Origin of the sequence: Streptomyces phaeochromogenes (genome assembly GCF_001418655.1) — a bacterium.
Classification (GTDB): domain Bacteria; phylum Actinomycetota; class Actinomycetes; order Streptomycetales; family Streptomycetaceae; genus Streptomyces; species Streptomyces phaeochromogenes.
The window spans coordinates 1-21,663 of record NZ_LIQZ01000215.1 but is presented as its reverse complement, the minus strand read 5'-3'; the positions used below and the strand labels follow the sequence as shown (position 1 = coordinate 21,663).

The 21,663-nt window shown below is 70.3% G+C and carries 21 protein-coding genes; 11 read left to right on the top strand and 10 right to left on the bottom strand.

The genetic code is table 11. The features are described from left to right. The coding region (locus tag AOK17_RS27600; RefSeq protein ID WP_055615268.1) for an MFS transporter at positions 1-867 on the top strand (867 nt) is incomplete at its 5' end. Positions 868-978: 111 nt separating this feature from the next. Here the strand turns inward: AOK17_RS27600 and AOK17_RS27595 are convergent. The 7 genes from AOK17_RS27595 to AOK17_RS27565 all read right to left on the bottom strand — a co-directional run bounded on the left by AOK17_RS27595 (position 979) and on the right by AOK17_RS27565 (position 9,724). After that, positions 979-2,079, bottom strand: coding sequence for a calcium:cation antiporter (locus AOK17_RS27595; RefSeq protein ID WP_055615264.1), 1,101 nt, complete (start codon positions 2,077-2,079; stop codon positions 979-981). Positions 2,080-2,150: 71 nt separating this feature from the next. Continuing rightward, positions 2,151-2,453 carry a hypothetical protein gene (locus tag AOK17_RS27590; protein ID WP_055615263.1) on the bottom strand — a complete coding sequence of 101 codons (303 nt, stop codon included), beginning with the start codon at positions 2,451-2,453 and terminating at the stop codon, positions 2,151-2,153. 131 nt (positions 2,454-2,584) lie between these two features. Beyond that, on the bottom strand, positions 2,585-3,586 hold the full coding sequence (locus tag AOK17_RS27585; protein ID WP_107102511.1) for a TerC family protein: 1,002 nt from the start codon (positions 3,584-3,586) through the stop codon (positions 2,585-2,587). A gap of 288 nt (positions 3,587-3,874) precedes the next feature. After that, positions 3,875-5,917, bottom strand: a complete 2,043-nt coding sequence (locus AOK17_RS27580; protein WP_055615262.1) for a TerD family protein — start codon at positions 5,915-5,917, stop codon at positions 3,875-3,877. A gap of 45 nt (positions 5,918-5,962) precedes the next feature. After that, positions 5,963-6,541, bottom strand: coding sequence for a TerD family protein (locus tag AOK17_RS27575; RefSeq protein ID WP_055615261.1), 579 nt, complete (start codon positions 6,539-6,541; stop codon positions 5,963-5,965). A gap of 140 nt (positions 6,542-6,681) precedes the next feature. Then, positions 6,682-8,820 carry an excinuclease ABC subunit UvrB gene (gene uvrB, locus AOK17_RS27570; protein ID WP_055615260.1) on the bottom strand — a complete coding sequence of 713 codons (2,139 nt, stop codon included), beginning with the start codon at positions 8,818-8,820 and terminating at the stop codon, positions 6,682-6,684. 40 nt (positions 8,821-8,860) lie between these two features. Beyond that, a complete protein-coding gene (locus AOK17_RS27565) occupies positions 8,861-9,724 on the bottom strand; it encodes an MHYT domain-containing protein (protein WP_055615259.1) in 864 nt (287 codons plus the stop codon). A 277-nt stretch (positions 9,725-10,001) separates the two neighbouring features. Here AOK17_RS27565 and AOK17_RS27560 point away from each other — a divergent pair, with 277 nt between their 5' ends. The 4 genes from AOK17_RS27560 (at position 10,002) to fdhA (ending at position 14,356) form a co-directional block, all read left to right on the top strand. Beyond that, on the top strand, positions 10,002-10,877 hold the full coding sequence (locus tag AOK17_RS27560) for a glycerophosphodiester phosphodiesterase (protein ID WP_055615258.1): 876 nt from the start codon (positions 10,002-10,004) through the stop codon (positions 10,875-10,877). A 91-nt stretch (positions 10,878-10,968) separates the two neighbouring features. After that, positions 10,969-11,523, top strand: coding sequence for a methylated-DNA--[protein]-cysteine S-methyltransferase (locus AOK17_RS27555; RefSeq protein WP_055615257.1), 555 nt, complete (start codon positions 10,969-10,971; stop codon positions 11,521-11,523). Between the two features lie 217 nt (positions 11,524-11,740). After that, the gene (locus tag AOK17_RS27550; RefSeq protein ID WP_055615256.1) at positions 11,741-13,012 is read left to right on the top strand and encodes an MFS transporter; all 1,272 of its coding nucleotides are present in this window, start codon (positions 11,741-11,743) and stop codon (positions 13,010-13,012) included. Between the two features lie 117 nt (positions 13,013-13,129). Beyond that, positions 13,130-14,356 carry a formaldehyde dehydrogenase, glutathione-independent gene (gene fdhA, locus AOK17_RS27545; RefSeq protein WP_055615255.1) on the top strand — a complete coding sequence of 409 codons (1,227 nt, stop codon included), beginning with the start codon at positions 13,130-13,132 and terminating at the stop codon, positions 14,354-14,356. A 108-nt stretch (positions 14,357-14,464) separates the two neighbouring features. On the opposite strand, the gene AOK17_RS27540 is transcribed toward fdhA, so the two are convergent. After that, complete coding sequence (locus tag AOK17_RS27540) at positions 14,465-14,893, bottom strand: VOC family protein (protein WP_055615254.1); 429 nt, start codon at positions 14,891-14,893, stop codon at positions 14,465-14,467. A gap of 100 nt (positions 14,894-14,993) precedes the next feature. Between AOK17_RS27540 and AOK17_RS27535 the strand changes: the two genes are divergently transcribed. Together AOK17_RS27535 and AOK17_RS27530 are read left to right on the top strand one after the other, a co-directional pair. Then, the gene (locus tag AOK17_RS27535; RefSeq protein WP_055615253.1) at positions 14,994-15,899 is read left to right on the top strand and encodes a pseudouridine-5'-phosphate glycosidase; all 906 of its coding nucleotides are present in this window, start codon (positions 14,994-14,996) and stop codon (positions 15,897-15,899) included. Further along, a complete protein-coding gene (locus AOK17_RS27530; protein WP_055615252.1) occupies positions 15,896-16,828 on the top strand; it encodes a carbohydrate kinase family protein in 933 nt (310 codons plus the stop codon). The genes AOK17_RS27535 and AOK17_RS27530 overlap by 4 nt, the downstream gene beginning before the upstream one ends. A gap of 178 nt (positions 16,829-17,006) precedes the next feature. Here AOK17_RS27530 and AOK17_RS27525 read toward each other — a convergent pair whose 3' ends face one another. Beyond that, complete coding sequence (locus AOK17_RS27525) at positions 17,007-17,804, bottom strand: methyltransferase domain-containing protein (protein WP_055615266.1); 798 nt, start codon at positions 17,802-17,804, stop codon at positions 17,007-17,009. Positions 17,805-18,039: 235 nt separating this feature from the next. Between AOK17_RS27525 and AOK17_RS27520 the strand changes: the two genes are divergently transcribed. Next, complete coding sequence (locus AOK17_RS27520) at positions 18,040-19,167, top strand: magnesium and cobalt transport protein CorA (protein ID WP_055615251.1); 1,128 nt, start codon at positions 18,040-18,042, stop codon at positions 19,165-19,167. 94 nt (positions 19,168-19,261) lie between these two features. Here AOK17_RS27520 and AOK17_RS27515 read toward each other — a convergent pair whose 3' ends face one another. Further along, positions 19,262-19,690, bottom strand: coding sequence for a CBS domain-containing protein (locus tag AOK17_RS27515; protein WP_055615250.1), 429 nt, complete (start codon positions 19,688-19,690; stop codon positions 19,262-19,264). 158 nt (positions 19,691-19,848) lie between these two features. On the opposite strand from AOK17_RS27515, the gene AOK17_RS27510 reads away from it, so the two are divergent. The 3 genes from AOK17_RS27510 to AOK17_RS27500 form a co-directional block, all read left to right on the top strand. Next, positions 19,849-20,490: a nucleoside/nucleotide kinase family protein gene (locus tag AOK17_RS27510; protein ID WP_055615249.1), complete on the top strand. Its 642-nt coding sequence runs from the start codon at positions 19,849-19,851 to the stop codon at positions 20,488-20,490. 96 nt (positions 20,491-20,586) lie between these two features. After that, entirely contained in the window at positions 20,587-20,982 is a 396-nt protein-coding gene (locus tag AOK17_RS27505; protein WP_055615248.1) for a PPOX class F420-dependent oxidoreductase, read from the top strand. A 26-nt stretch (positions 20,983-21,008) separates the two neighbouring features. Beyond that, a partial coding sequence (locus AOK17_RS27500; RefSeq protein ID WP_245697399.1) for a DUF2293 domain-containing protein occupies positions 21,009-21,663 on the top strand: 655 nt, incomplete at both ends.

Here is a 21,663-nt window from a genome sequence, read left to right as displayed (position 1 = left end):
CCGCCCGACCGGCGCGGGCTGTGGTCGAGCTTCCCTCAGATCGGACCCGCGGTGGGGTTCGTGCTCGCCAACGGGGTGATGCTGGTGCTGTCGGCGACGCTCTCCGACGCACAGTTCGCGAGCTGGGGATGGCGGGTGCCCTTCTGGGCGGCCAGCGTGCTCGCGGTGGCGGGGCTGTGGCTGCGCTCCTCCCTGACGGAGAGCCCCCAGTTCCTCGAACTGCGCGAGCACGCGCGCGTGCCGCTCGCCGAGGTCGTGCGCGAGCACTGGCGGCTCGTCCTGCTGACGGCGGGGGCGCTCGCGATCGGATACGCCGTGTTCTACGCGGTGACGACCTGGTCCCTCGCCTACGCGACCGAGCGGCTCGGGGTGAGCCGTACGGTCATGCTGGCCTGCATCATGGCGGCCGTCGTGGTGAAGGGCTCACTGACTCCGTTGGTGGCGATTCTCGGCGACCGCTACGGACGGCGGCCACTGTGCCTGGCTGGCTGCGCGGCCACCGCCCTCTGGATGTTCCCGATGATCGCGCTGCTGTCGACGGGCGAGCCGCTGCTGATGTTCCTCGGATTCCTGGTCGCGCTGATCGCGTTCGTGACGATGTTCGGCGTGATCGCCGCGTATCTGCCGGAGCTGTACGAGCCGCGGGTGCGGTGCACCGGTGCGGCCGTGGGCTACAACCTGGGCGGTGTGCTCGGGGGCGCTCTCACGCCGATCGTGGCCACGGCGGTCGCCGAGCAGAGCGGGCGGGTTCCCTGGGGTGTGGCCGCCTATCTGACGGGCATCGCGCTGCTCAGCCTGGGGTGCTTCGCGTTGCTGCCGGAGACTCGGCCGGTGGCTGTTGTGGCTACGGAGCCGGTTACGGGATGAGCCGGGCACGGGATGAGCCGGGTGCGGGGTGAGCCGGTGGGGGTGAGACTGGCGCGGCCCGGCGTAAACGCTTGCGTAAGCGTTTACGTACGGTCTGCGGGGCTCGCCGGCCTACGGGTTGATCGCGAGTTCCAAGTACGCCGCGAACAGGACCAGGTGGACGCCGCCCTGGAGTGGGGTTGCTCGGCCGGGGACCACGGTGAGGGAGCTGACCACCACGGTCAGGGCTAGCAGGACCATGTGGGTGGCGCCGAGGCCGAGGACGAGCGGGCCGGAGAGCCAGATGGAGGCGATGGCCACGGCGGGGATGGTGAGGCCGATGCTGGCCATCGCCGAGCCGAGGGCGAGGTTGAGGCTGGTCTGCACCCGGTCGCGGCGGGCGGAGCGCAGTGCGGCGATCGTCTCGGGGAGCAGGACGAGCAGGGCGATGATCACGCCGACCACGGAGTGCGGCATGCCGGCCGCCTCCACTCCGGACTCGATGGTGGGCGACACGCCCTTCGCGAGACCGACCACACCGACGAGGGCCAGGCCCAGGAATCCCAGGCTGATGCCTGCGCTTCTGGAGGACGGGGCGTCGGCATGGTCGTCCGCGTCGATCACCTCGCCCTGCCGGGTGATGGGCAGGAAGTAGTCGCGGTGCCGCACGGTCTGGGTCGCCACGAACAGGCCGTAGAGGACGAGCGAGGAGAGGGCGGCGAAGGCGAGCTGAGTGGTGGAGAACTCGGGGCCCGGCTTGCTGGTGGTGAAGGTCGGCAGCACCAGGCTGAGCGTGGCCAGCGTCGCGACGGTGGCGAGGGCGGCGCCGGTGCCCTCCGCGTTGAAGACGGCGAGCCCGTGCCGCAGTGAGGCGACGAGCAGGCTCAGGCCGACGATGCCGTTGCAGGTGATCATCACGGCCGCGAAGACGGTGTCGCGGGCGAGTGTCGAGCTCTTGTCGCCGCCGTCCGCCATCAGGGTGACGATCAGCGCGACCTCGATGATCGTGACGGCGACGGCGAGGACCAGTGAGCCGAAGGGTTCGCCGACCCGGTGCGCGACCACCTCGGCGTGGTGGACGGCGGCCAGAACGGCCCCGGCCAGTACCAGCGTCACCACGGCGACGACGGCGCCGGGCAGATCGCGGCCCCAGGTGAAGACCAGCAGCACGACCGCCAGCGCGGGCACGACGGCCGTCCACTGCGTCAGGAGCGACCGGAGCCGAGCGATCATGCAGCGATCGTCGCAGAGGTGAACGGGGCCCGCACTCCGGTCGCGCGGGCCCCGTTCACGGGGCGCATGGGCTACTTGAGAGGGCCCATCTCCCGCACGTCGCAGTTGGTGTAGACGCGCTCGCCGATACACAGCGCGCCCAGTTGCTCAGCCAGCTTGGCCGTCTCGGGGTTGTCGCTGTTGCTCATGGCCTCCTCGTACGAATCGAACTCGATGAGGGCCAGATAGCGGCGGGGGTTGTCGCGGTCCTGCAGGAGCACGCGGTGCGTGGGACCACCCGGCCTGCCGGCGTTGCTCTCCCCGGCTTTCTGGAGCAGCTGCTGCATCTCGTCCAGGCGCTCGGTCTCGAAGTCGATGATCTGCACGAACTTCATCGGTGTCTCCATCCGGCCACGGCGTCCCCGGGCCGGGAAACGCGCTCAGGAAACAAGCAAGCACCGGGAGCGGTGGTCGGCAATTCGCCGCGGGCCGCTCCCGGTGCTGGTTGTTTCTACGTCCGACGTGGTCAGGCCTCGATGCTGTCCTTCGGAGCGCCTTCGTCGTCGCTCTGCGCCGCCTCGGCCGCCGCCTGCTTCTTGGAGGCCATCAGGCTGGTGATCGTGGTGACCACCAGGACCGCGCAGATCACGCCGAGGGAGACCGGGATGGAGATCTCCGGGACGTGGACGCCGGACTCGTGCAGGGCGTGCAGCACGAGCTTGACGCCGATGAAGCCGAGGATCACCGACAGGCCGTAGCTGAGGTGGACCAGCTTCCTGAGGAGTCCGCCGATCAGGAAGTACAGCTGCCGCAGACCCATCAGCGCGAAGGCGTTCGCGGTGAAGACGATGTACGGCTCCTGCGTGAGGCCGTAGATGGCCGGGATGGAGTCCAGGGCGAACAGGACGTCCGTGGAGCCGATCGCCAGCATGACCACCATCATCGGGGTCATCACCCGCTTGCCGTTCTGCTCGACCCACAGCTTGGTGCCGTGGTAGCGGTCGGCCACGCCGAAGCGCTTCTCGGCGGCCTTGAGGAGCTTGTTCTCCTCCCAGTCCTCGTCCGACTCGTCGGCCCTCGCCTCCTGGATCAGCTTCCAGGCGGTGTAGATGAGGAACGCGCCGAAGATGTAGAACACCCACGCGAAGCTCGCGAGGATCGCGGCGCCAGCGGCGATGAATATCGCGCGCAGGACGAGCGCTATGAGCACACCGACCAGCAGCACCCGCTGCTGGTACTGGGACGGCACAGAGAACTTCGCCATGATCAGGACGAAGACGAAGAGGTTGTCGACGCTCAGCGACTTCTCGGTGATGAAGCCGGCGAAGAACTCTCCCGAGGGCTGGCCTCCGGAGAAGACGAGCAGTCCGAGGCCGAACAGCCCGGCCAGGACGATCCAGACGATCGTCCAGATTCCGGCTTCCTTGATTGATACGTCGTGCGGCTTGCGGCCGATGAAGAAATCGACCGCGATGAGGGCCGCGAGGCCCACGATCGTCAGGACCCAAAGGGTCACGGAAACATCCACTGCGCCTCCGGCAGTACGTAACGGCAAGTGTCAGCGTCGTCGCTGCCGGAGGTCTCTTCCACCCGATGCAGGTGGGGCGCGCGATGCGCCCGGTGCACTCGGGCCGACGCCCCGGGACCTGAACCAGATCCGTATTGACGGGTACGCCGCAGTAGGTAGGGAGTACTCCCCTCCGCACGGACGACAGTACCCCAATCACCAAGGAAAGGTAAAGAGATTAGTAAAAGAAGGACCAAATCTGCTGGTCAGACGGCTTGAAGAACTCTTGGTAAAGGGTATGCAAGGGGCTCAGCGGTTCCAGGAGCGGCGCGCCGCCGCGACCTGAGTGAGGACGTGCTGGAGCACCTGGCTGCCCGGGGGGACGCGCGAGGGATCGTAGGTCCACGCGTGCCCGACCCACGGGTCGGCGAGGTGGTCGTCGGGCGTGGGCGTGAGCCGCAGCAGCGAGCGCCACAGCGGGTCGAGCAGCGGGCCGTAGGCGGTGGCGTCCTCCCGGTCGGCGACCAGCATGAGGTGGACGCCGACGGCCGGGCCCTCGTCCGCGAGATAGCGCAGCTGGGTCACGGCGCGGTCGTCGAAGCCGTGCGGGAAGTCGTTGACGATCAGTAGCTGCTCGGCCGGGTCGAGGTCGGACGGCAGGGAGTCGGCGGCGCCACCGCGGATCGCCATCTGCACGAGATCGACGCGTTGCGTGAGCCGGGCCAGTACGTCGGTCACTCCTGCCGCACCGGTGGCCGGCGGGCCGTTGAGCACGCCGGTCTGCACGAGGGGCGCGAGGGACGAGGCGCCGGAGCCCGCCGGGTCGATGACATGCAGGGTGTACTCGCCCGCCGGGTAGACGGCGAGCAGCCGGGCAGCGATCGCCACGGCCGTGTCCATGCCGAGGCGGCGCAGGTCGTCGGAGTCGGCGATCGAGCCGTCGAAGGATCCGGAGCGTCCGCTGTCGATCCACAGACCGCGCTCCAGCGGCAGCCGCACCAGCATCGGAATGCTCAGGCCCGCGCTCTCGGGCAGATGGAGGTCGCCCAGGCGCAGGGCCATGGGGATCTCCATCGGAACCCGGTAGCCGTGCCAGACGGGGTTGTCCCAGCGGGCGAAGGCGGGCGGCAGCGCGGGCTCGACGACCTCGGCCTCGGCGGTGAGCTGGGCGAGGTCGCGGTCGAGGGCCTCCCTGGCCCGGTCGACCAGCTGGGAATGCTTGGCGCGGGCGGCCTCACGCGCCGCGTCGCCCTGGCCGCCGATGCGGCTGCGCGGGTCGGACAGGACCTTGTCGAGCTCCTGCTCCATACGCGACTCGGCGAAGTCGACCGCGCTGCGGTACGCGGCCGTTGCGCGGGCCAGGTCCTCGAACATGCCCCACACCTGGTTGTACAGGCGCTCCTCCATGGACCAGCCGGTCGCGTCGCCCGCGACGGGCTGCGCGGGCTGTCCCGGCTGGGCCGGGGGCGCTGTCGGCGGAGGCGGCGGAGGCGCGGCGGCCTGCCGTCCCGGGTGGCTGTAGTTGACGGGTCCGCCGGCTCCGGCACCGGCGGGCTGGGTGACGGCGGACGGGTCCGGCTGCCCGGGCCCTCCGGGGTGGCCGCCCTGCGGCGTGGCGTGCCCGGGAGTGCCGGGCGCCGTGTGTCCCGGCCCGCCCGGGTGTCCATGCTGCGGCGATACGTGGCCGGGGGCGCCCTGGGGCGTGGCTCCGCCCTGGTTCTGACCCAGCGCCGGGGTCGCGGCGTGCCGCGAGCGGTCGCCCTCCGACGTCCGCGGCGGGGGTGCGGCCACCGAACGGGCGAGGCCCTGGGCGACCGCTTCGTTGATGCTGCCCGCGAGTTGGTGGGCCTGGGGCAGGCCCTGGTCGGCGAGGAGTTCGGCGAGGCCGCCCGCGTATCCCTGGCCCACGGCTCGGACCTTCCAGACACCCTGCCTGCGGTAGAGCTCCAGTGCGACGACGGCCGACTCCGCGTCGAGCCCCGTGATCGTGTAGCTGGCGACCTCGGAGCCGTCGAGTCCGGTGACCGCGACGAAGGGCGCGGCGACGGAGCCGAACCTGAGCGGTCCGGGACCCCCGGACGGCAGCGCGAGCAGCACGCTGACCCGGTGCACGGACTCGGGCAGGGCGTCCAGGTCACACGCGAGGCGGTGGTCGGCCGCCGCCTGCTTGGAGACCTCGAGGCCGGGCAGAGTGGGTGAGCCCGGGTGGGCCACCCACTCGACACCGTGCACCGTGCCCTGTTCGTCGCTGAGCGTGGCCCCGGCCACGATCGGTTTTCCGGCCGACACCCGGATCTCAAGTCGGGCCTGGGGCAGCGGGTGGTTCTGCCCCCGGACCAGCTCAGCCGTCATCGCCTTCGTTCCCCCTATGTACTCGTGCGCCGGGTGCCGGGCTGCCTACAGGTGCGGCAGGATCGCCGGCATCAGGTCCTGGAAGGTGCGGCCGTTGGCCGGCGTGCCGAGAGCGGTCATCTGCCAGCCCGCGCCCGCGCGGTGGACCTTCGCCATGATCTGCGCCGTGTACTGGCCGCCGCCGGCCAGGGTGTAGCGGGCCAGCTCCTGGCCGTTGGTCTCGTCGACCAGGCGGCAGAACGCGTCCTGCACCTCCTGGAAGGTCTGGCCCGTGAACGAGTTCACGGTGAAGACGATCTGGTCGATGTGGACCGGGATGCGCGCGAGGTCGACGAGGATCGCCTCGTCGTCGCCGCCCTGGCCCACGCCGCCGACGAGGTTGTCACCGGTGTGGCGCACGGAGCCGTCGTCGCTGACGAGGTGGCGGAAGAACACCACGTCGACCGGCTGCTTGTCCGCGAACAGCACGGCGGACGCGTCGAGGTCGATCTCACGGGTGCGAGAGCCGAACAGGCCACGTCGCGGGGCGGCCTGCCAGCCGAGCCCCATACGGACCGCGGTCAGCGTGCCTCCGTCGTTCTTCTGCAGACTGATGGCCTGACCCTTGGTCATGTTGACCGTCACGCGCTGTTCCCCTCTCGAACTGTCCCCTGTTGCCGCAGAGTCCTGCGGTTGACCAGCAACCCTACGCAGAGCCACTGACAGCGCCGAACCCTGGTGCACACTTTGTGTCGGTCTTGCAACACAGCGCGCCACTCCGGGTGTCAGGCGATGCCGGCTTCCTTCATCTGTCGCAGCTCCTTCTTCATCTCCGAGACCTCGTCACGCAACCTCGCGGCGATCTCGAACTGCAGGTTCGCGGCAGCCGCGCGCATCCGCTGTGTCATCTCCTCGATCTGCTCGGCGAGTTCGGCCGCGGGCCGGTCGGTCGGGACGGTCTCCTTGGCCTTGCCCTTGGCGGACTTGGCTCCCTTGGCCGCCTTCCCGCCGAGCGCGGGCACGGGGGCCTTGGCGCCCTTGCCGTCCGACGACTTGCGGTAGCCCGAGCCGAGCAGCTGTTCCGTGTCGACGTCCTCGCGGGCGATCTGCGCCACGATGTCGTTGATCTTCTTGCGGAGGGGCTGCGGGTCGATGCCCCTCTCCGTGTTGTACGCGACCTGCTTCTCCCGGCGGCGGTTGGTCTCCTCGATGGCCTTCTCCATCGCCGGGGTGATCTTGTCGGCGTACATGTGGACCTGACCGGACACGTTGCGGGCGGCGCGGCCGATGGTCTGGATCAGGGATGTGCCCGAGCGCAGGAAGCCCTCCTTGTCGGCGTCGAGGATCGACACCAGGGAGACCTCGGGCAGGTCGAGGCCCTCCCTGAGGAGGTTGATGCCGACGAGGACGTCGAACTCGCCGGACCGCAGCTCACGCAGCAGCTCGACACGGCGCAGGGTGTCGACGTCGCTGTGCAGATAACGGACCTGGATGCCCAGCTCGAGGAAGTAGTCGGTGAGGTCCTCGGCCATCTTCTTGGTGAGGGTGGTGACCAGGACGCGCTCGTCCTTCTCGGTGCGCTTGCGGATCTCGTGCACCAGGTCGTCGATCTGCCCCTCGGTGGGCTTGACGACGACCTCGGGGTCGATGAGGCCGGTGGGGCGGATGATCTGCTCGACGAAGCCGTCGCCGCGCGAGAGCTCGTACTTGCCCGGTGTCGCCGACAGGTAGACGGCCTGGCCGACGCGCTCCTGGAACTCCTCCCACTTCAGGGGGCGGTTGTCCAGGGCGGACGGCAGCCGGAAGCCGTGGTCGACGAGGGTGCGCTTGCGGGAGGCGTCGCCCTCGTACATCGCGCCGATCTGCGGGACCGTGACGTGCGACTCGTCGATGACGAGCAGGAAGTCGTCCGGGAAGTAGTCGATCAGCGTGTTCGGCGGGGAGCCGGGCTCTCGGCCGTCGAAGTGCATCGAGTAGTTCTCGACGCCCGAGCAGGAGCCGATCTGGCGGAGCATTTCGAGGTCGTACGTCGTGCGCATCCGCAGCCGCTGGGCCTCCAGGAGCTTGCCCTGCTTCTCCAGCTCCGAGAGACGCTCGCCCAGTTCCTTCTCGATGTCGTTGGCGGCGCGCTCCAGGCGCTCGGGCCCCGCTACGTAGTGCGTGGCCGGGAAGATGTACAGCTGCTGGTCGTCGCTGATGATCTCGCCGGTGAGCGGGTGCAGCGTGGAGAGGGCCTCGATCTCGTCACCGAACATCTCGATGCGGACGGCCAGTTCTTCGTAGACCGGGAAGATCTCGATGGTGTCGCCGCGGACGCGGAACGTGCCGCGGCTGAAGGCCAGGTCGTTGCGCGTGTACTGGATGTCGACGAAGCGGCGCAGGAGGTCGTCCCGGTCGATCTCGTCGCCGATCTTGAGGTTGACCATGCGGTCCACGTACTCCTGCGGCGTACCCAGGCCGTAGATGCAGGAGACCGAGGCGACCACGACGACGTCCCGGCGGGTGAGCAGCGAGTTGGTCGCGGAGTGGCGCAGGCGCTCCACCTCCTCGTTGACCGAGGAGTCCTTCTCGATGTAGGTGTCCGACTGCGGGACGTACGCCTCGGGCTGGTAGTAGTCGTAGTACGAGACGAAGTACTCGACGGCGTTGTTCGGCAGCAGCTCGCGGAACTCGTTGGCCAGCTGGGCGGCCAGCGTCTTGTTCGGCGCCATCACAAGAGTGGGGCGCTGGAGCTTCTCGATCATCCACGCGGTGGTGGCGGACTTGCCGGTGCCGGTCGCGCCGAGGAGGACCACGTCCTTCTCACCTGCGCGGATACGCCGTTCGAGGTCGGCGATGGCAGCGGGCTGGTCGCCGCTGGGCTGGTAGGGGCTGACGACCTCGAAGGGCGCCACCGTGCGTTCGATCTTTGATACGGGCCGCATGGGTTCCACCGTACGACGCCGCACTGACAACGGGGTCGCGTCACCAGTTCTGCGGGGTGCGGGAACCGGGGCGCCTGGAGCTCCGGCGCTGGCCGGGTATGGACCGGCGGCCGGTGTGGCGGACGGTGTGGGCCGGGATGCCGGGCTTCTGCTCGGCGGGGCTCCAGTCGGGCTTGCCCATGACCATCAGCGGGTCGAACATCACGACGACACCGGCCAGCAGCAGGAAGGCCAGCGGGCCGACCATCAGGGGGGCCAGCAGAGTCGCGGGCGAGTCCCCCGCCGGGGCGCTGGCGGAGCCGTGCAGATGGACGTTGAGGGCGGCCATGCCGGTGTAGTGCATGCCGCTGACGGCGAGACCCATGACGAGGCTCGCTCCCACGCTCCACATGAAGCCACGGACCTGACCCGCCGCCCACAGGGCCGCGATCGCGGCGACGACGGCTATGACGACCGAGGCGGAAACGGTGAAGGTGTTGTACTCCAGCTTTCCGTTGAGTCGCATTCCGGCCATACCCAGGTAGTGCATCGAGGCGATGCCCAGGCCTGTGATGGTGCCCCCGGTGAACAGGGCCGTTCCGGAGGCTCCCTTGTAGCCGACGATGAAGATCCCGATGCCGACCATGACGATCGCGACGCCGAGGCTCGCGAACGTCGTCAGTCTGTCGTAGCGGACCGGGGTTTCCTGGACGGAGAAGCCCATCATCGCGATGAAGTGCATGGTCCATATGCCGGAACCGATCGCCGTCGATCCGAGGGCGAGCCAGCCCGGCCGCCAGGAGCGGGTGACGAGCATCGATCTCGTGGTGCAGCGCAGGCCCAGCGCTCCACCGAGGCAGGCCATCAGGTACGCCGCCAGCGGCGTGACGAGTCCGTAGCTGAATCCGTCGACCGTGCCCTGCATGCGCGGTTGCCCTTCCGCCCTGTTGAGTCCCGGAAATTCGTGAGATGCCCCCGTCCCAGGACCGCCACGGCGGTCAGGGTTGACGCAGAGAGTATGACTCGCCCCGGAACGCTCGAACGATTTTCCGGCAAAGAATCACGGCCTTGCCCCACTTGTGCGGCACCCGTGATCGGACATGGGCAACTCCATTCAATCTGTGGCCATCCTGCACCCCCCTGCTGTTGACCCTCTGCTGTCACTCTAGGACGGTCAGTGAACACAGACGCAAGGAGTACGCATGCATGCGCGCGCTGCCGCCGCCACGACCACCGCGCTCCTGGGAGCCGCTGTCGTTGTGCTGCCCGCACCCACCGCCCACGCCGCGCCGGACACCGACCGGACTCAGGTGATCGCCCACCGCGGCGCCTCGGCCTATGCCCCCGAAAACACTCTGGCCGCCATCGACAAGGCGGACGACCTCGGATTCCGCTGGGTCGAGAACGACGTCCAGCGCACCAAGGACGGCCAGCTCGTGGTGATCCACGACGACAGCCTGACCCGCACGACCGACGTCGAGGAGGTCTTCCCCGGGCGGGCCCCGTGGAAGGTCAAGGACTTCACCGCCGCGGAGATCGCGCAGTTGGACGCGGGCAGCTGGTTCAGCCCCCGGTTCGCGGGCGCGCACGTGCCGACACTGAAGCAGTACATGAACCGGGTTTCACGGAATCACCAGAAGCTCGTCCTGGAGATCAAGAATCCCGCGCTCTACCCGGGCATCGAGCGGGAGACCCTCAAGGTCCTCAGCAACGAGGGCTGGCTGGGGCCTGCACACGTTCGGAGCAAGCTGGTCGTACAGAGTTTCAGCGCGGACAGCATTCGGGCCGTGCGCGCGCTGCGGCCCGACATCAAGACCGGCTTCCTGGGTACGCCGTCGATCTCGGAGCTGCCCGCGTACGCGCAGTTCGCCGACCAGATCAACTCGTCGCACACCACGATCTCCCTCGCCTACGTCACCGCGATCCACGCGCTCGAAGGACCGCACGGCAAGCCGCTGGAGATCTCCACCTGGACCGTCGACACCGCGGAGGACACGCGGCGGGTCGCCGGCTTCGGCGTGGACGGCATCATCACGAACAAGCCGGACGTGGTGCGGGAGACGCTGAACGAGGACTGACCCCGCCTTCACCAGCTCTCGCCGGTGGCACGGACGCTCGCATGCGTCCGTGCCACCGGCGTTGTCAGTGGTGCGCCGTACCGTGGAGCGCATGGACAGCCATGGGCAGAACGAGCAGCGAGTGGTGTGGGCCGTCGTCGACAGCGACATCGGTCCGCTGCTGCTGGCCGCGACCGGCGAAGGCCTGGTCAGCGTCGGTTTCCACGCCACGGACGCGGTGCGCGACAAGGCGCTCGACCGGCTCGCGTCCCGCTTCGGCACCGAGCCCGTCGAGGCACCGGGGTCCCCGCTCCTGGCCGAGGCGATACGTCAGGTCGCGGCGTACTTCGCGGGCGAGCGCAAGGACTTCGAGCTGCCGCTGGACTGGTCCCTGATCTCCGGGTTCAACCGCCAGGTGCTGCGCGAGCTGGCGTCCGGCGTTCCGTTCGGGTCGGTGGTGGGGTACGGCGATCTGGCCCGGCGGGTCGGTCAGCCGAGGGCGGCCCAGGCGGTGGGCATGGCCATGGGCGCCAATCCGCTGCCGGTCGTCGTGCCGTGCCACCGGGTGGTGGAGAGTGACGGCGGGATCGGCGGGTTCGGGGGCGGCCTGGAGACCAAGCGGAAGCTGCTGGCGCTGGAAGGGGTGCTGCCGGAGCCGCTGTTCTGAGGGTGTCTGAGTGCTGAAGGTGCCTCCGTGCTGAGGGGTGCCTCGAAGTGTTCGGCCGCGGGGGCGCGGTCGCTGTTGTCGTGAGGGTGTCCTGAGTTCAGGACAAGGGGGAGGATGCGCCGATGACCACATCGACCACCCATGTGTCCGAAACGGTGCGGTTCGCGGCGACGGTCTGGGTAGGCGCGTTCAGTTGTGGTGCCGCGGGACGCTGCCGGTGACGGCCGTCGAGCGACCGGTCGCCGGACCCGTCGACGCGGCGGCGCTGCCGGCCCTGCGGCGCCGGATATCCGCCGTGCTCGTCGCCAGTCAGATCCTCGGCGGGTTGGGTGTGGCCACCGGTATCGCGCTCGCGGTCGTACTGGCCCAGGAGGTCGCCGGCACCGAGTCGCTGGCCGGGCTGGCGCCCACGGCGACGGTCACGGGGACGGCCGTGCTCTCCGTGCCACTCGCCGCGCTGATGACCGCGCGCGGCCGTCGGCCGGGGCTCGTGCTGGCGTATCTCATCGGAGCGCTGGGCGCGGGGATCGTCGTGGTCGCCGCGGCGATGAACAACTTTCCGCTGCTGCTGCTCGGCATGGCGGGGTTCGGCGCGGCCTCGTCCGCGAATCTGCAGGCGCGCTTCGCGGCGGCGGACCTGGCCGAGCCGCAGCGGCGGGCACGCGCCATCTCGAACGTCGTGTGGGCCACGACGATCGGCGCGGTCCTCGGCCCCAACATCGCCGCGCCCGCCGGTCGCAGCGTCACCGGGCTCGGCATACCGGAGGCGGCGGGCCCCTTCCTCTGGGCGGCCGGAGTCTTCCTCATATCGGCGCTCCTGGTCGCGGTCCTGCTGCGGCCCGACCCGCTGCTCACCGCGCGTGCGCTGGCGCCGGTCGAGGAGCAGTCCCCCGCCGCGCGTTCCATACGGGCCGGGGCAGCCGCCGTCCGGGCCTCGCCTCGGGCCCGGCTGGCCCTGGTGACCGTGGCCGTCTCGCACACGGCGATGGTGTCGGTCATGTCGATGACGCCGGTCGACCTCGGGCACCACGGCGCGAGCATCGATCTGATCGGGCTGGTCATCAGCATCCACATCGCGGGCATGTTCGCGTTCTCGCCCGTCATGGGCCGGCTGGCCGACCGGTTCGGGCGGACGGCGGTGATCGGTCTTGCCGTGGGGCTGCTGGCCTGCGCGGCGCTGCTCGCGGGCACCGCGGGCGCCAGTCACACGCAGACCGCCGCCGGGCTCTTCCTGCTGGGGCTCGGCTGGTCGGCCGGTCTCGTCTCCGGCTCCGCGCTCCTGACGGACTCCGTGCCGCAACCCGCGCGCGCCGCCGCACAGGGCCTGTCCGACCTGACCATGAACACCGCGGCGGGTCTCGGCGGCGCGGCGGCCGGTCTCGTCGTCGCCCAGGCGAGTTACGGCTGGCTGAATCTCGTCGCCGCCTGTCTGCTGCTGCCGCTCGGTGCTCTGGCGCTGTTCACCCGGGGCCGGCCCGCCGCAGCGTGACGTCCCCAAGGAGGCCCGCGCGAAGGCTGGCCGGAACGGTGCCCCGGTAGCAGACTCCGCCATGCGCACAGCCACTGGCATCCGAAGTCACGGGGGCCGAAGGGACGGCGATCACGTATGAGCGGAAACCGGGCAGTCGCGTATCTCAAGCCGGGCGCGGTGGAAGTCAGGACCATCGACTACCCGACGCTCGAACTGCAGGACGGGCCAGGGGTGGCATCCGCGAACATCGGCCGCAAGTGCCGGCACGGAGTCATCCTCAAGGTGCTCGCCAGCAACATCTGCGGCAGCGACCAGCACATGGTGCGCGGCCGGACGACAGCGCCCGAAGGGCTCGTCCTCGGGCACGAGATCACTGGGGAGGTCGTGGAGCGAGGCCCGGACGTCGAGTTCGTCCAGGTCGGGGACATCGTCTCGGTGCCGTTCAACATCGCCTGCGGACGGTGCCGCAACTGCAAGGAACGCAAGACCGGCATCTGTCTGAACGTCAACCCGGCCCGCCCCGGGGCGGCCTACGGCTATGTCGACATGGGCGGCTGGGTCGGCGGCCAGGCGGAGTACGCCATGGTCCCGTACGCGGACTTCAACCTGCTGCGGTTCCCGGACCGGGACCAGGCGCGCGAGAAGCTCCTCGATCTGACCATGCTGTCGGACATCTTCCCGACCGGGTTCCACGGCGCGGTTTCCGCGGGCGCCGGGGTCGGCTCGACGGTGTACGTCGCCGGGGCGGGGCCGGTCGGTCTCGCGGCTGCGGCGTCGGCGCAGCTGCTGGGGGCCGCCGTCGTCATCGTCGGCGACCTGAACGCCGAACGTCTCGCGCAGGCCAGGAGTTTCGGCTGCGAGACCGTCGACGTCAGCCGGGGCGACGTGGGCGAGCAGATCGACCAGCTCCTGGGTGAACCGGAGGTCGACGTGGCCGTCGACGCGGTCGGTTTCGAGGCGCGGGCCCACGGTCCCGACGCCCCGGAGGCACCCGCCACGGTCCTCAACTCGCTGATGGGCATCACGCGCGCGGGTGGCGCGCTCGGCATTCCGGGCCTGTACGTCACGGACGACCCCGGCGGGATCGACCAGGACGCGCGGACCGGGACGCTGAAGGTGCGGCTCGGTCTGGGGTGGGCGAAGAGCCACCGCTTCACGACCGGTCAATGTCCGGTGATGCAGTACCACCGGGGGCTGATGAAGGCGATCCTGCACGAGCGGGTGCACATCGCCAAGGCCGTCAACGCGACGGTGATCGGCCTGGAGGACGCTCCGCGCGGCTACGCCGAGTTCGATCAGGGCGCCAGCCGCAAGTACGTCCTCGATCCGCACGGGGCACTGAACGGAGCGAGGCCTGTCTGAGCCCCGGAGGCCAAAAGGGTGCCCACGCGCGCGTGGGCACCCTTGCTCGTGCCCAGGAGCAAGGGTGCCCAGGAGCTGTACGTGCCCAAGAGCTGCTCGTACCAGGAGCTACTCGTAGTGCCGCGCTTCGAAGACATTCCCGTCCGGGTCCCGGAAGTAGAAGCTCCGCTTGGCCTTTCCGCGGGCGCCGTACGCGTCGTGGGTGAAGTCCGAGAGGGGGACGGCACGCTCCTCGAGGCGGGCGCGGAGCGCGTCGAAGTCCTCGCCCGGGAGGGACAGGCAGACGTGGTTGACCGGGTGGCCGGCGCTGTCGGCCGCGCCGGGGACGACGTCCATGCGGGGGGCCATCGTCAGGGGCGCGAGGTCGAAGATGGTCTCCTCGTTGAGGCGCACGGAGGGGAAGGACACCTTCCCCTCGGCGAACTCGGTGACCCTGATGGGCTCAAGGCCCAGCGCCTTCTCGTAGAAGTCGGCCGAGGCCACGGGGTCGCGCACCCAGAGGACGACATGGTCGAGACGTGCCGAGTTGTCCGTCATGGCCTCAGGCTGCTGCCCCGTTGTGCTGGTCGCAAGGGTTTGGCCGGGCGCGTCGCCCGCCAGGGATGAGGGGAGAACCGACAGAACAGGAGGCACGCGCGTGCTGGTGGTTTCCGAAGAGGTACGGGAGGCGCTCGCCGCGGGGCGGCCCGTGGTGGCGCTGGAGTCCACGATCATCGCGCACGGGCTGCCGCGTCCGCGCAATCTCCAGGTGGCACTGGAGCTGGAGGACGCCGTCCGCCAGGAAGGCGCCGTCCCCGCGACGATCGCCGTGCTCGACGGGCAGCCCCGCGTGGGTCTCGACAAGGAGCAGCTGGAGCGGGTCGCCAACGAGGACGGCATCCGCAAGCTCGGGCATCGCGATCTGCCGCTCGCGGTCGGCGCGGGGGTCAGCGGGGCCACCACGGTGTCGGCGACCGCGCTGCTGGCCGCGCAGGCGGGCGTACGGGTGTTCGCGACGGGCGGGCTCGGCGGCGTACACCGGGAGTGGACGGTGACGCAGGACGAGTCCGCCGATCTGGGGCTCCTGGCGCGGACCCGGATCACGGTGGTGTGCGCGGGGGTGAAGTCGATCCTGGATGTGCCGGCGACACTGCAGCGGCTGGAGACGCTGGGGGTCGCGGTCGCCGGCTACGGGACAACGCACTTCCCCGGCTTCTATCTGTCCGACTCGGGTCACCCGGTGGACTGGACGCTGGAGTCGCCCGGCGAGGTCGCGGCCGTCATGCGCGCGCAGGACGCGCTCGACGGGCCCGAGTCGGCGCTGATCGTCGCCAACCCGGTGCCTGAGGCGGAGCAGCTCGATCCCGAGCTCCACGCGCGCGTGCTCGCCGACGCGCTGAACGCGTGCGAGGCGGAGGGCGTGAGCGGCCAGGCGGTGACACCGTTCCTCCTCGGCTATCTGGTGCGCCACACCGAAGGGGCGTCGCTGAGCGCCAATCTGGCGGCGGTACGCGGCAACGTACGGCTCGCGGGACGGATCGCGGCTGCCTGGGCAGGCGCGTGACCGGGGCGAGCAGCCCCAACGGGGCTCCCGGCGGGGCTCTCCTGGTCGTCGGCGACGTCGTCACGGATGTCGTCGCCCTGCATCGTGGGCCGCTCGCGTCCGGCACCGACACGACCGCCGCCATCCGGACCGTGCCGGGCGGCGCGGGCGCCAACGTCGCGTGCTGGGCGGCCCGCCGGGACGGCACGGAGGTACGGCTGCTCGGCAAGGTGGGCATGGACTCGGCCGCGTGGCACGAGCGCGAGCTGGCCACTTCGGGAGTGCGCCCCCTCCTGGTCATCGACCCCGAGGCGCCGACCGGGACGGTGGTCTGCCTGGTGGACTCGGGAGCTTCGGCGGAGCGCACCTTCCTCACGGACAGCGGCGCGGCCCTGCGGCTCGCCCCCGACGACTGGTCGGAGTCACTCCTCGACGGTGTCGCCCGGCTGCATCTGTCGGGCTATCTGTTCTTCTCGGAGCCGTGCCGTGCGCTGGTGGCGGTGGCTGTGGAGTCGGCACGCGCGCGTGGGGTGCCGGTGAGCGTGGATCCGGCGTCGGCGGGATTCCTCACGGAACTGGGGGTGGTCCGCTTCCTCGCGCTCACCGAGGGCGTCGACGTCCTGCTGCCGAGCCGGGACGAGGCCTGTCTGCTGACCGGTCTGCCCGATCCGGCGGACGCGGCGGCCAAGTTGAGCCGCCACGTCCCGCTGGTGGTCGTCAAACAGGGCGATGCCGGAGCGCTGGTCGCCCGGTCGGGAGAGATCCGGGCCCGGGTTCCGGCGGTACCCGCGACCCCGGTCGACACCACGGGTGCCGGGGACGCCTTCACCGGAGCCTTCCTGGCCGCGCTCCTCGCGGGCACCCGACCGGAGGAGGCCGCCGCGGAGGGGTGCCGGGCCGGTGCACGGGCGGTGGAACAGGTGGGCGGGAGGCCGCCGCCGAACGCGTAGGACCTCCCGGGCCCACGGGCCGCCCCGACCGGCCTCGACAGCCACCCGACCGGCTTCCGTTGCCGACCCGGGCCGCCCCGATCCGCGCCGGGCAGGCCGCGGAGGCTTGAGCGTCCGAGGCCCACGGCGGCGAGGCGCGCGCTCCGACCCTCGCCGGACACCTCACCCTCACCACGCACTAGGACACCTTGCGCCCCCACGCCGAGATCAGCGGCGCCGTGGCCAGGTCCATCCCGCCCGTGGCCACGTTCGCGAGGTGCCGGTCGATGTCCTGGTCCGTGGCGAGGCCCGCGGCGACGAGCCGGTCGCGGACCTGACGGATCGTCGCGGCCTCCAGCGCGCCGCAGGCCGGCGAGGTGATCGGGAAGTACGCGTCGGCCTCGACCTGCCGCAGCCCGGCCCCGCGGAGCAGCTGCGGAAGCCGGCGCCCGTACGCGAGGTCGGCGCCGTGCTCGGTGAGCAGCTCACGGAACCCGTGGCGCAGCCTGTTGGCCAACTGCTGTTCGGGGCCGCGCTCGTCGGGGCAGGCCAGCGGCTGGAGCGCCGGGTCGGCGTCCTCGACCAGGAGCCGGCCGCCGGGCCGCAGCGATCTGATCATCGAGCGCAACGCCCGCTCCCGGTCCGCCACATGGACCAGGACGAGCCGGGCGTGCACGAGGTCGAAGCCCTCCCCCGGCGGTTCGTCCACACCCACGTCATGGACGCGCAGCTCGATGGGCGGACGGACGGCCGAGGTGGCCCAGGAGGTGTCGATGTCCGTCGCGACGACCTTGCCGGTGGGGCCGACCTTCTTGGCGAGCCAGGACACCACGGAGGTGCCGCCCGCGCCGACCTCCCAGCAGCGCCAGCCGGATCCGATGCCGAACCGTTCGATGTGCCGGAACGTCGTGGGGTCGAAGAGAGCGGCGAGGGCGTCGAAACGCTGCCCCGCCTCGGTCTGCCGGTTGTCGAGGAGATACCCGTCGGTTCGCGTCATGCGCCGATCATCCCAGTTGTCCTGCTTGTCCATGATGGTTGACGCTCCCGATGTCAAGCGCGTCGCGCTCGGCCCGCCAACAGCCGTCGACGCCTCGTCCGTACCGGCCGGGGCGATGAATCCGGAACGGAATCCTCCGTTCCCACAGGCTTTCCCGGCCGTCAAAACATCCTGGCAGACTGGCCGCGGCAAGGCGCAGAGTGCGGCGCGAGGAGATCCACGCAGGGAGATCCAGATGTCCATGGCAGGGAATCTGCGAAGGGTCACGGGCCTGAGCAAGGTCGGCGGCCTCCGCAGGGTGGCACGGCTGACACGACGGCGCGCCCGTGTCGATCTGAGTCACCCCGCCCGGTCTCCGCTGGGCACCGCGGTGGTGAACTGCGTGGCGTACGAAGAGGGGTCGAGGGTCCCGGCCGGCCGCGATCTGGTCGAGACGGTGCAGCGGATCCGAAAGGCCGACGGCGGATTCGTCTGGCTCGGGCTGCACGAGCCGACGGAAGTGGAGTTCGCGGGCATCGCCGAGCTGTTCGACCTCCACCCGCTGGCGGTCGAGGACGCGGTGGACGCCCACCAGCGCCCGAAGCTGGAGCGGTACGGCGACACACTGTTCGCCGTGTTCAAGACGGTCTGCTACGTCGAGCACACCGAACTGACCGCGACCAGCGAGGTGGTGAACACCGGCGAGATCATGGTGTTCGTCGGCCAGGACTTCGTGGTCACCGTGCGGCACGGCAGGCACGGTTCGCTCGGCCCGCTGCGCGAGGAGCTGGAGGCCCGCCCCGAGCAGCTCGCCAAGGGCCCGGCCGCGGTGCTGCACGCGATCGCGGACCATGTGGTGGACGACTATCTGAACGTCACGGACTCGGTACAGGAGGACATCGACCAGGTCGAGACGGATGTGTTCGCCGCGAACGGCGCGCGGGCCGACCCCGGGCGCATCTACCAGCTCAAGCGTGAACTCCTTGAGCTGAAGCGGGCGGTGGTCCCGCTGGGCCGACCCATCATGGATCTCGCCACCCGGCCGATCCGGGTGATCGACCCGGAGATACAGGCGTACTTCCGAGACGTCTCCGACCACCAGCTGCGGGCCGCCGAGCAGATAGCCGCGTTCGACGAACTGCTCAACTCGATTCTGCAGGCGCATCTCGCGCAGGTCAGCGTCGCGCAGAACGAGGACATGCGGAAGATCACGGCCTGGGCGGCACTGATCGCCGTGCCGACCATGGTCTGTGGGGTCTACGGCATGAACTTCGACTACATGCCGGAGCTGCACTGGAAGTTCGGCTACGGCCTGGCCGTCGGCGTGATCGCCATCGCGTGCTTCACGCTCTACCGGGGGTTCAAGCGCAACGGCTGGCTGTGACACCGCTCGTCCGGCACCGACTGCCGGACGAGCGCGTGTCCCGGTGATACCGCGGGGACGTCGGGTCGGCGCGCCCTCGTGGAGACCTCGGGGGTCAGCGTGCAGCGCTCTTCGCGTAGACGCTCTCCGCCCAGCCCGCGAGTTGTTCGTCCGTCAGATGCGCGGCCAGATCGGCCTCGCTGATCATCCCGACCAGGCGCTTGTTCTCGATCACAGGAAGGCGGCGGATCTGGTGCCCCTGCATCTCGCCGAGTACGTCGCTCACGTCGGCGCCCGAGTCGATCCAGCGCGGTGTGCCCTTGGCCATCTCCCCCGCGGTGACGCGGGCCGGGTCGTGACCCATGGCCACGCAGCCGATCACGATGTCCCGGTCGGTGAGGATGCCGCAGAGCCGTTCGTTCTCGTCACTGATGGGCAGCGCGCCCACGTTGAGCTCACGCATCAGCTGGGCGGCACGGTCCAGCGTCTCGTGAGCGGGGATCCACTGGGCGCCGCGGTGCATGATGTCTCCGGCGGTGGTCATGTAGTACCTCCCGGTGCCGGACGGCCGGCGCGGCGCGGGGAGGCACCGCTAGTCCCGGCGCCCTACATTCTCGCCGGGTACGGGGAGATACGCACCCGGAAGTTCGCGGCTTCCGCCTGACATCCCGGACCGCCGCACCCGTCCGCCCGCGCGGCATCATGGGCCGGGTGCGACTCGAAGCGATCACCTGGGAACGGCTCGGCGACCTCGTCGCCGAGCGCCTGCTCGACCTGAAGCCGGCCGACGGCAGCCCCTGGCCACGTATCGCCTTCGACGGGGCTCCGGCCGCCCGGCCCGGTGATCTCGCCGAACTCGTCGCCGAGGCCCTGCGCCTGCGCGGCCGGTCCGCACTCGTCGTCGGCACGGAGGACTTCCTGCGGCCCGCCTCCCTCAGGTTCGAGTACGGCCACCAGGACGTCGAGGCGTACTACAGCGGCTGGTTCGACACCGGTGCCCTGTGGCGCGAGGTCTTCGGTCCGCTGGAGGCCGGCGGCGACGGCCGTGTACTGCCCGACCTCTGGGACCCGGCCACCGACCGGGCAACCCGAAGCCCGTACGTCCAACTCCCGCCCGGTGCGGTGCTGTTGCTGCACGGTCCGCTACTGCTGCACCACTGGTTCCCGTTCGACCTCACCGTCCACGTACGCCTCTCACCGGGCGCGCTGCGTCGGCGTACCCCCGAGAGCGAGCACTGGACGCTTCCCGCGTACGAGCGCTACGAGAGCGAGACGGCGCCGGGCGACACGGCCGACGTCCTGGTGCGCGCGGACGATCCGCGCCACCCGGCGTGGAACGGCTGAAACAGCTGACACGGCTGACCCGAGGCAGGGCTCCCGTCTCGCGATTCTCACCCGAAAGGACTTTTATATGCACGCGCATGTAGTTAGTCTGGCGTCATGACGATCTCCTTCGACGACTCGGTCCGTGCGCTCCTCGACGGCAAGAACTTCGCCAGCGTCGCCACTCTCGGTCCCGGGGGTGCTCCCCAGAACTCGGTGGTCTGGTTCAAGCGCGAGGGCGACACCGTCCTCTTCTCCTCGACCGACGGCCGGCAGAAGATCCGTAACCTCCGGCGCGACCCCCGGATCAGCGTCTCGGTCTACGACCTGGCCAACCCCTACACCTCGGTGGAGATCCGCGGCACCGCCGAGATCCTCCCCGACGAGGGCAAGCGGCTCCCGTACGAGCTCTCGCACAAGTACCTCGGGATCGACCCTCCCGAGGAGAAGGACGACGAGGTCCGCGTGATCGTCCGTGTCGTGCCCGAGCGGATCGTCGGATTCTCGGCGTGAACCGGATTCTCGGCGTGAACCGGANNGCACCGGGCTTCTTGTCGTCCAGCCGGTCAAGCGGCGGCACTGTGCCGAGTGCCGGGGCGGGCCGCTCTCGTTGCTGGTGCTGGAGGAGGGGACGCCTCGGTGTCTCGACTGTGCCGACCTCGGGCATCTGGTGTTTCTGCCGCGCGGGGACACGGCGTTGACGCGGAGGTCGCGGGAGGGGAGCGCACTGTCGGCGGTGGTCGTACGGTTCAATCGGCGGCGGGGCCGGTACGAGCGGCAGGGTGTGCTCGTCGAGGAGGCGGCGCTCGCGCGGGCCGAGGAGCGCTGTCTCGTGGACGCGGAGGCGCGGCGGCGGCGCCGGGCCCGGGACGCGCGGCGGCGGGCCGCGGAGGATCTGCGGTTCACGGACGCGTTCGCGAAGGAGATCCGGCGGCTGTTTCCCGGTTGTCCGGACGATCGGGCGTACGCGATCGCCGGGCACGCCTCGGTGCGGGGCAGCGGGCGCGTGGGACGCAGCGCCGGCGGGCGTGCCTTGTCCGAGGGCGCGGTGACGTCGGCGGTACGCGCCGCGGTCCGGCACACGGACACCCCGTACGACCAACTGCTCATGAGCGGCGTTCCGCGGCATGAGGCCCGGCGTCGGATCGCGCCCACGGTCGAGGCGACGCTCGCGGGGTGGCGCGCGGGCGGGGG

Bases quoted from the DNA above. Each gene is read 5' to 3' on its own strand.
- AOK17_RS27595 (WP_055615264.1), bottom strand. From the start codon at position 2,079: ATGATCGCTCGGCTCCGGTCGCTCCTGACGCAGTGGACGGCCGTCGTG.
- AOK17_RS27560 (WP_055615258.1), top strand. From the start codon at position 10,002: ATGCATGCGCGCGCTGCCGCCGCCACGACCACCGCGCTCCTGGGAGCC.
- AOK17_RS27540 (WP_055615254.1), bottom strand. From the start codon at position 14,893: ATGACGGACAACTCGGCACGTCTCGACCATGTCGTCCTCTGGGTGCGC.
- AOK17_RS27565 (WP_055615259.1), bottom strand. From the start codon at position 9,724: ATGCAGGGCACGGTCGACGGATTCAGCTACGGACTCGTCACGCCGCTG.
- AOK17_RS27520 (WP_055615251.1), top strand. From the start codon at position 18,040: ATGTCCATGGCAGGGAATCTGCGAAGGGTCACGGGCCTGAGCAAGGTC.
- AOK17_RS27515 (WP_055615250.1), bottom strand. From the start codon at position 19,690: ATGACCACCGCCGGAGACATCATGCACCGCGGCGCCCAGTGGATCCCC.
- AOK17_RS27590 (WP_055615263.1), bottom strand. From the start codon at position 2,453: ATGAAGTTCGTGCAGATCATCGACTTCGAGACCGAGCGCCTGGACGAG.
- AOK17_RS27580 (WP_055615262.1), bottom strand. From the start codon at position 5,917: ATGACGGCTGAGCTGGTCCGGGGGCAGAACCACCCGCTGCCCCAGGCC.
- fdhA (WP_055615255.1), top strand. From the start codon at position 13,130: ATGAGCGGAAACCGGGCAGTCGCGTATCTCAAGCCGGGCGCGGTGGAA.
- AOK17_RS27510 (WP_055615249.1), top strand. From the start codon at position 19,849: ATGGGCCGGGTGCGACTCGAAGCGATCACCTGGGAACGGCTCGGCGAC.
- AOK17_RS27505 (WP_055615248.1), top strand. From the start codon at position 20,587: ATGACGATCTCCTTCGACGACTCGGTCCGTGCGCTCCTCGACGGCAAG.
- AOK17_RS27555 (WP_055615257.1), top strand. From the start codon at position 10,969: ATGGACAGCCATGGGCAGAACGAGCAGCGAGTGGTGTGGGCCGTCGTC.
- AOK17_RS27525 (WP_055615266.1), bottom strand. From the start codon at position 17,804: ATGACGCGAACCGACGGGTATCTCCTCGACAACCGGCAGACCGAGGCG.
- uvrB (WP_055615260.1), bottom strand. From the start codon at position 8,820: ATGCGGCCCGTATCAAAGATCGAACGCACGGTGGCGCCCTTCGAGGTC.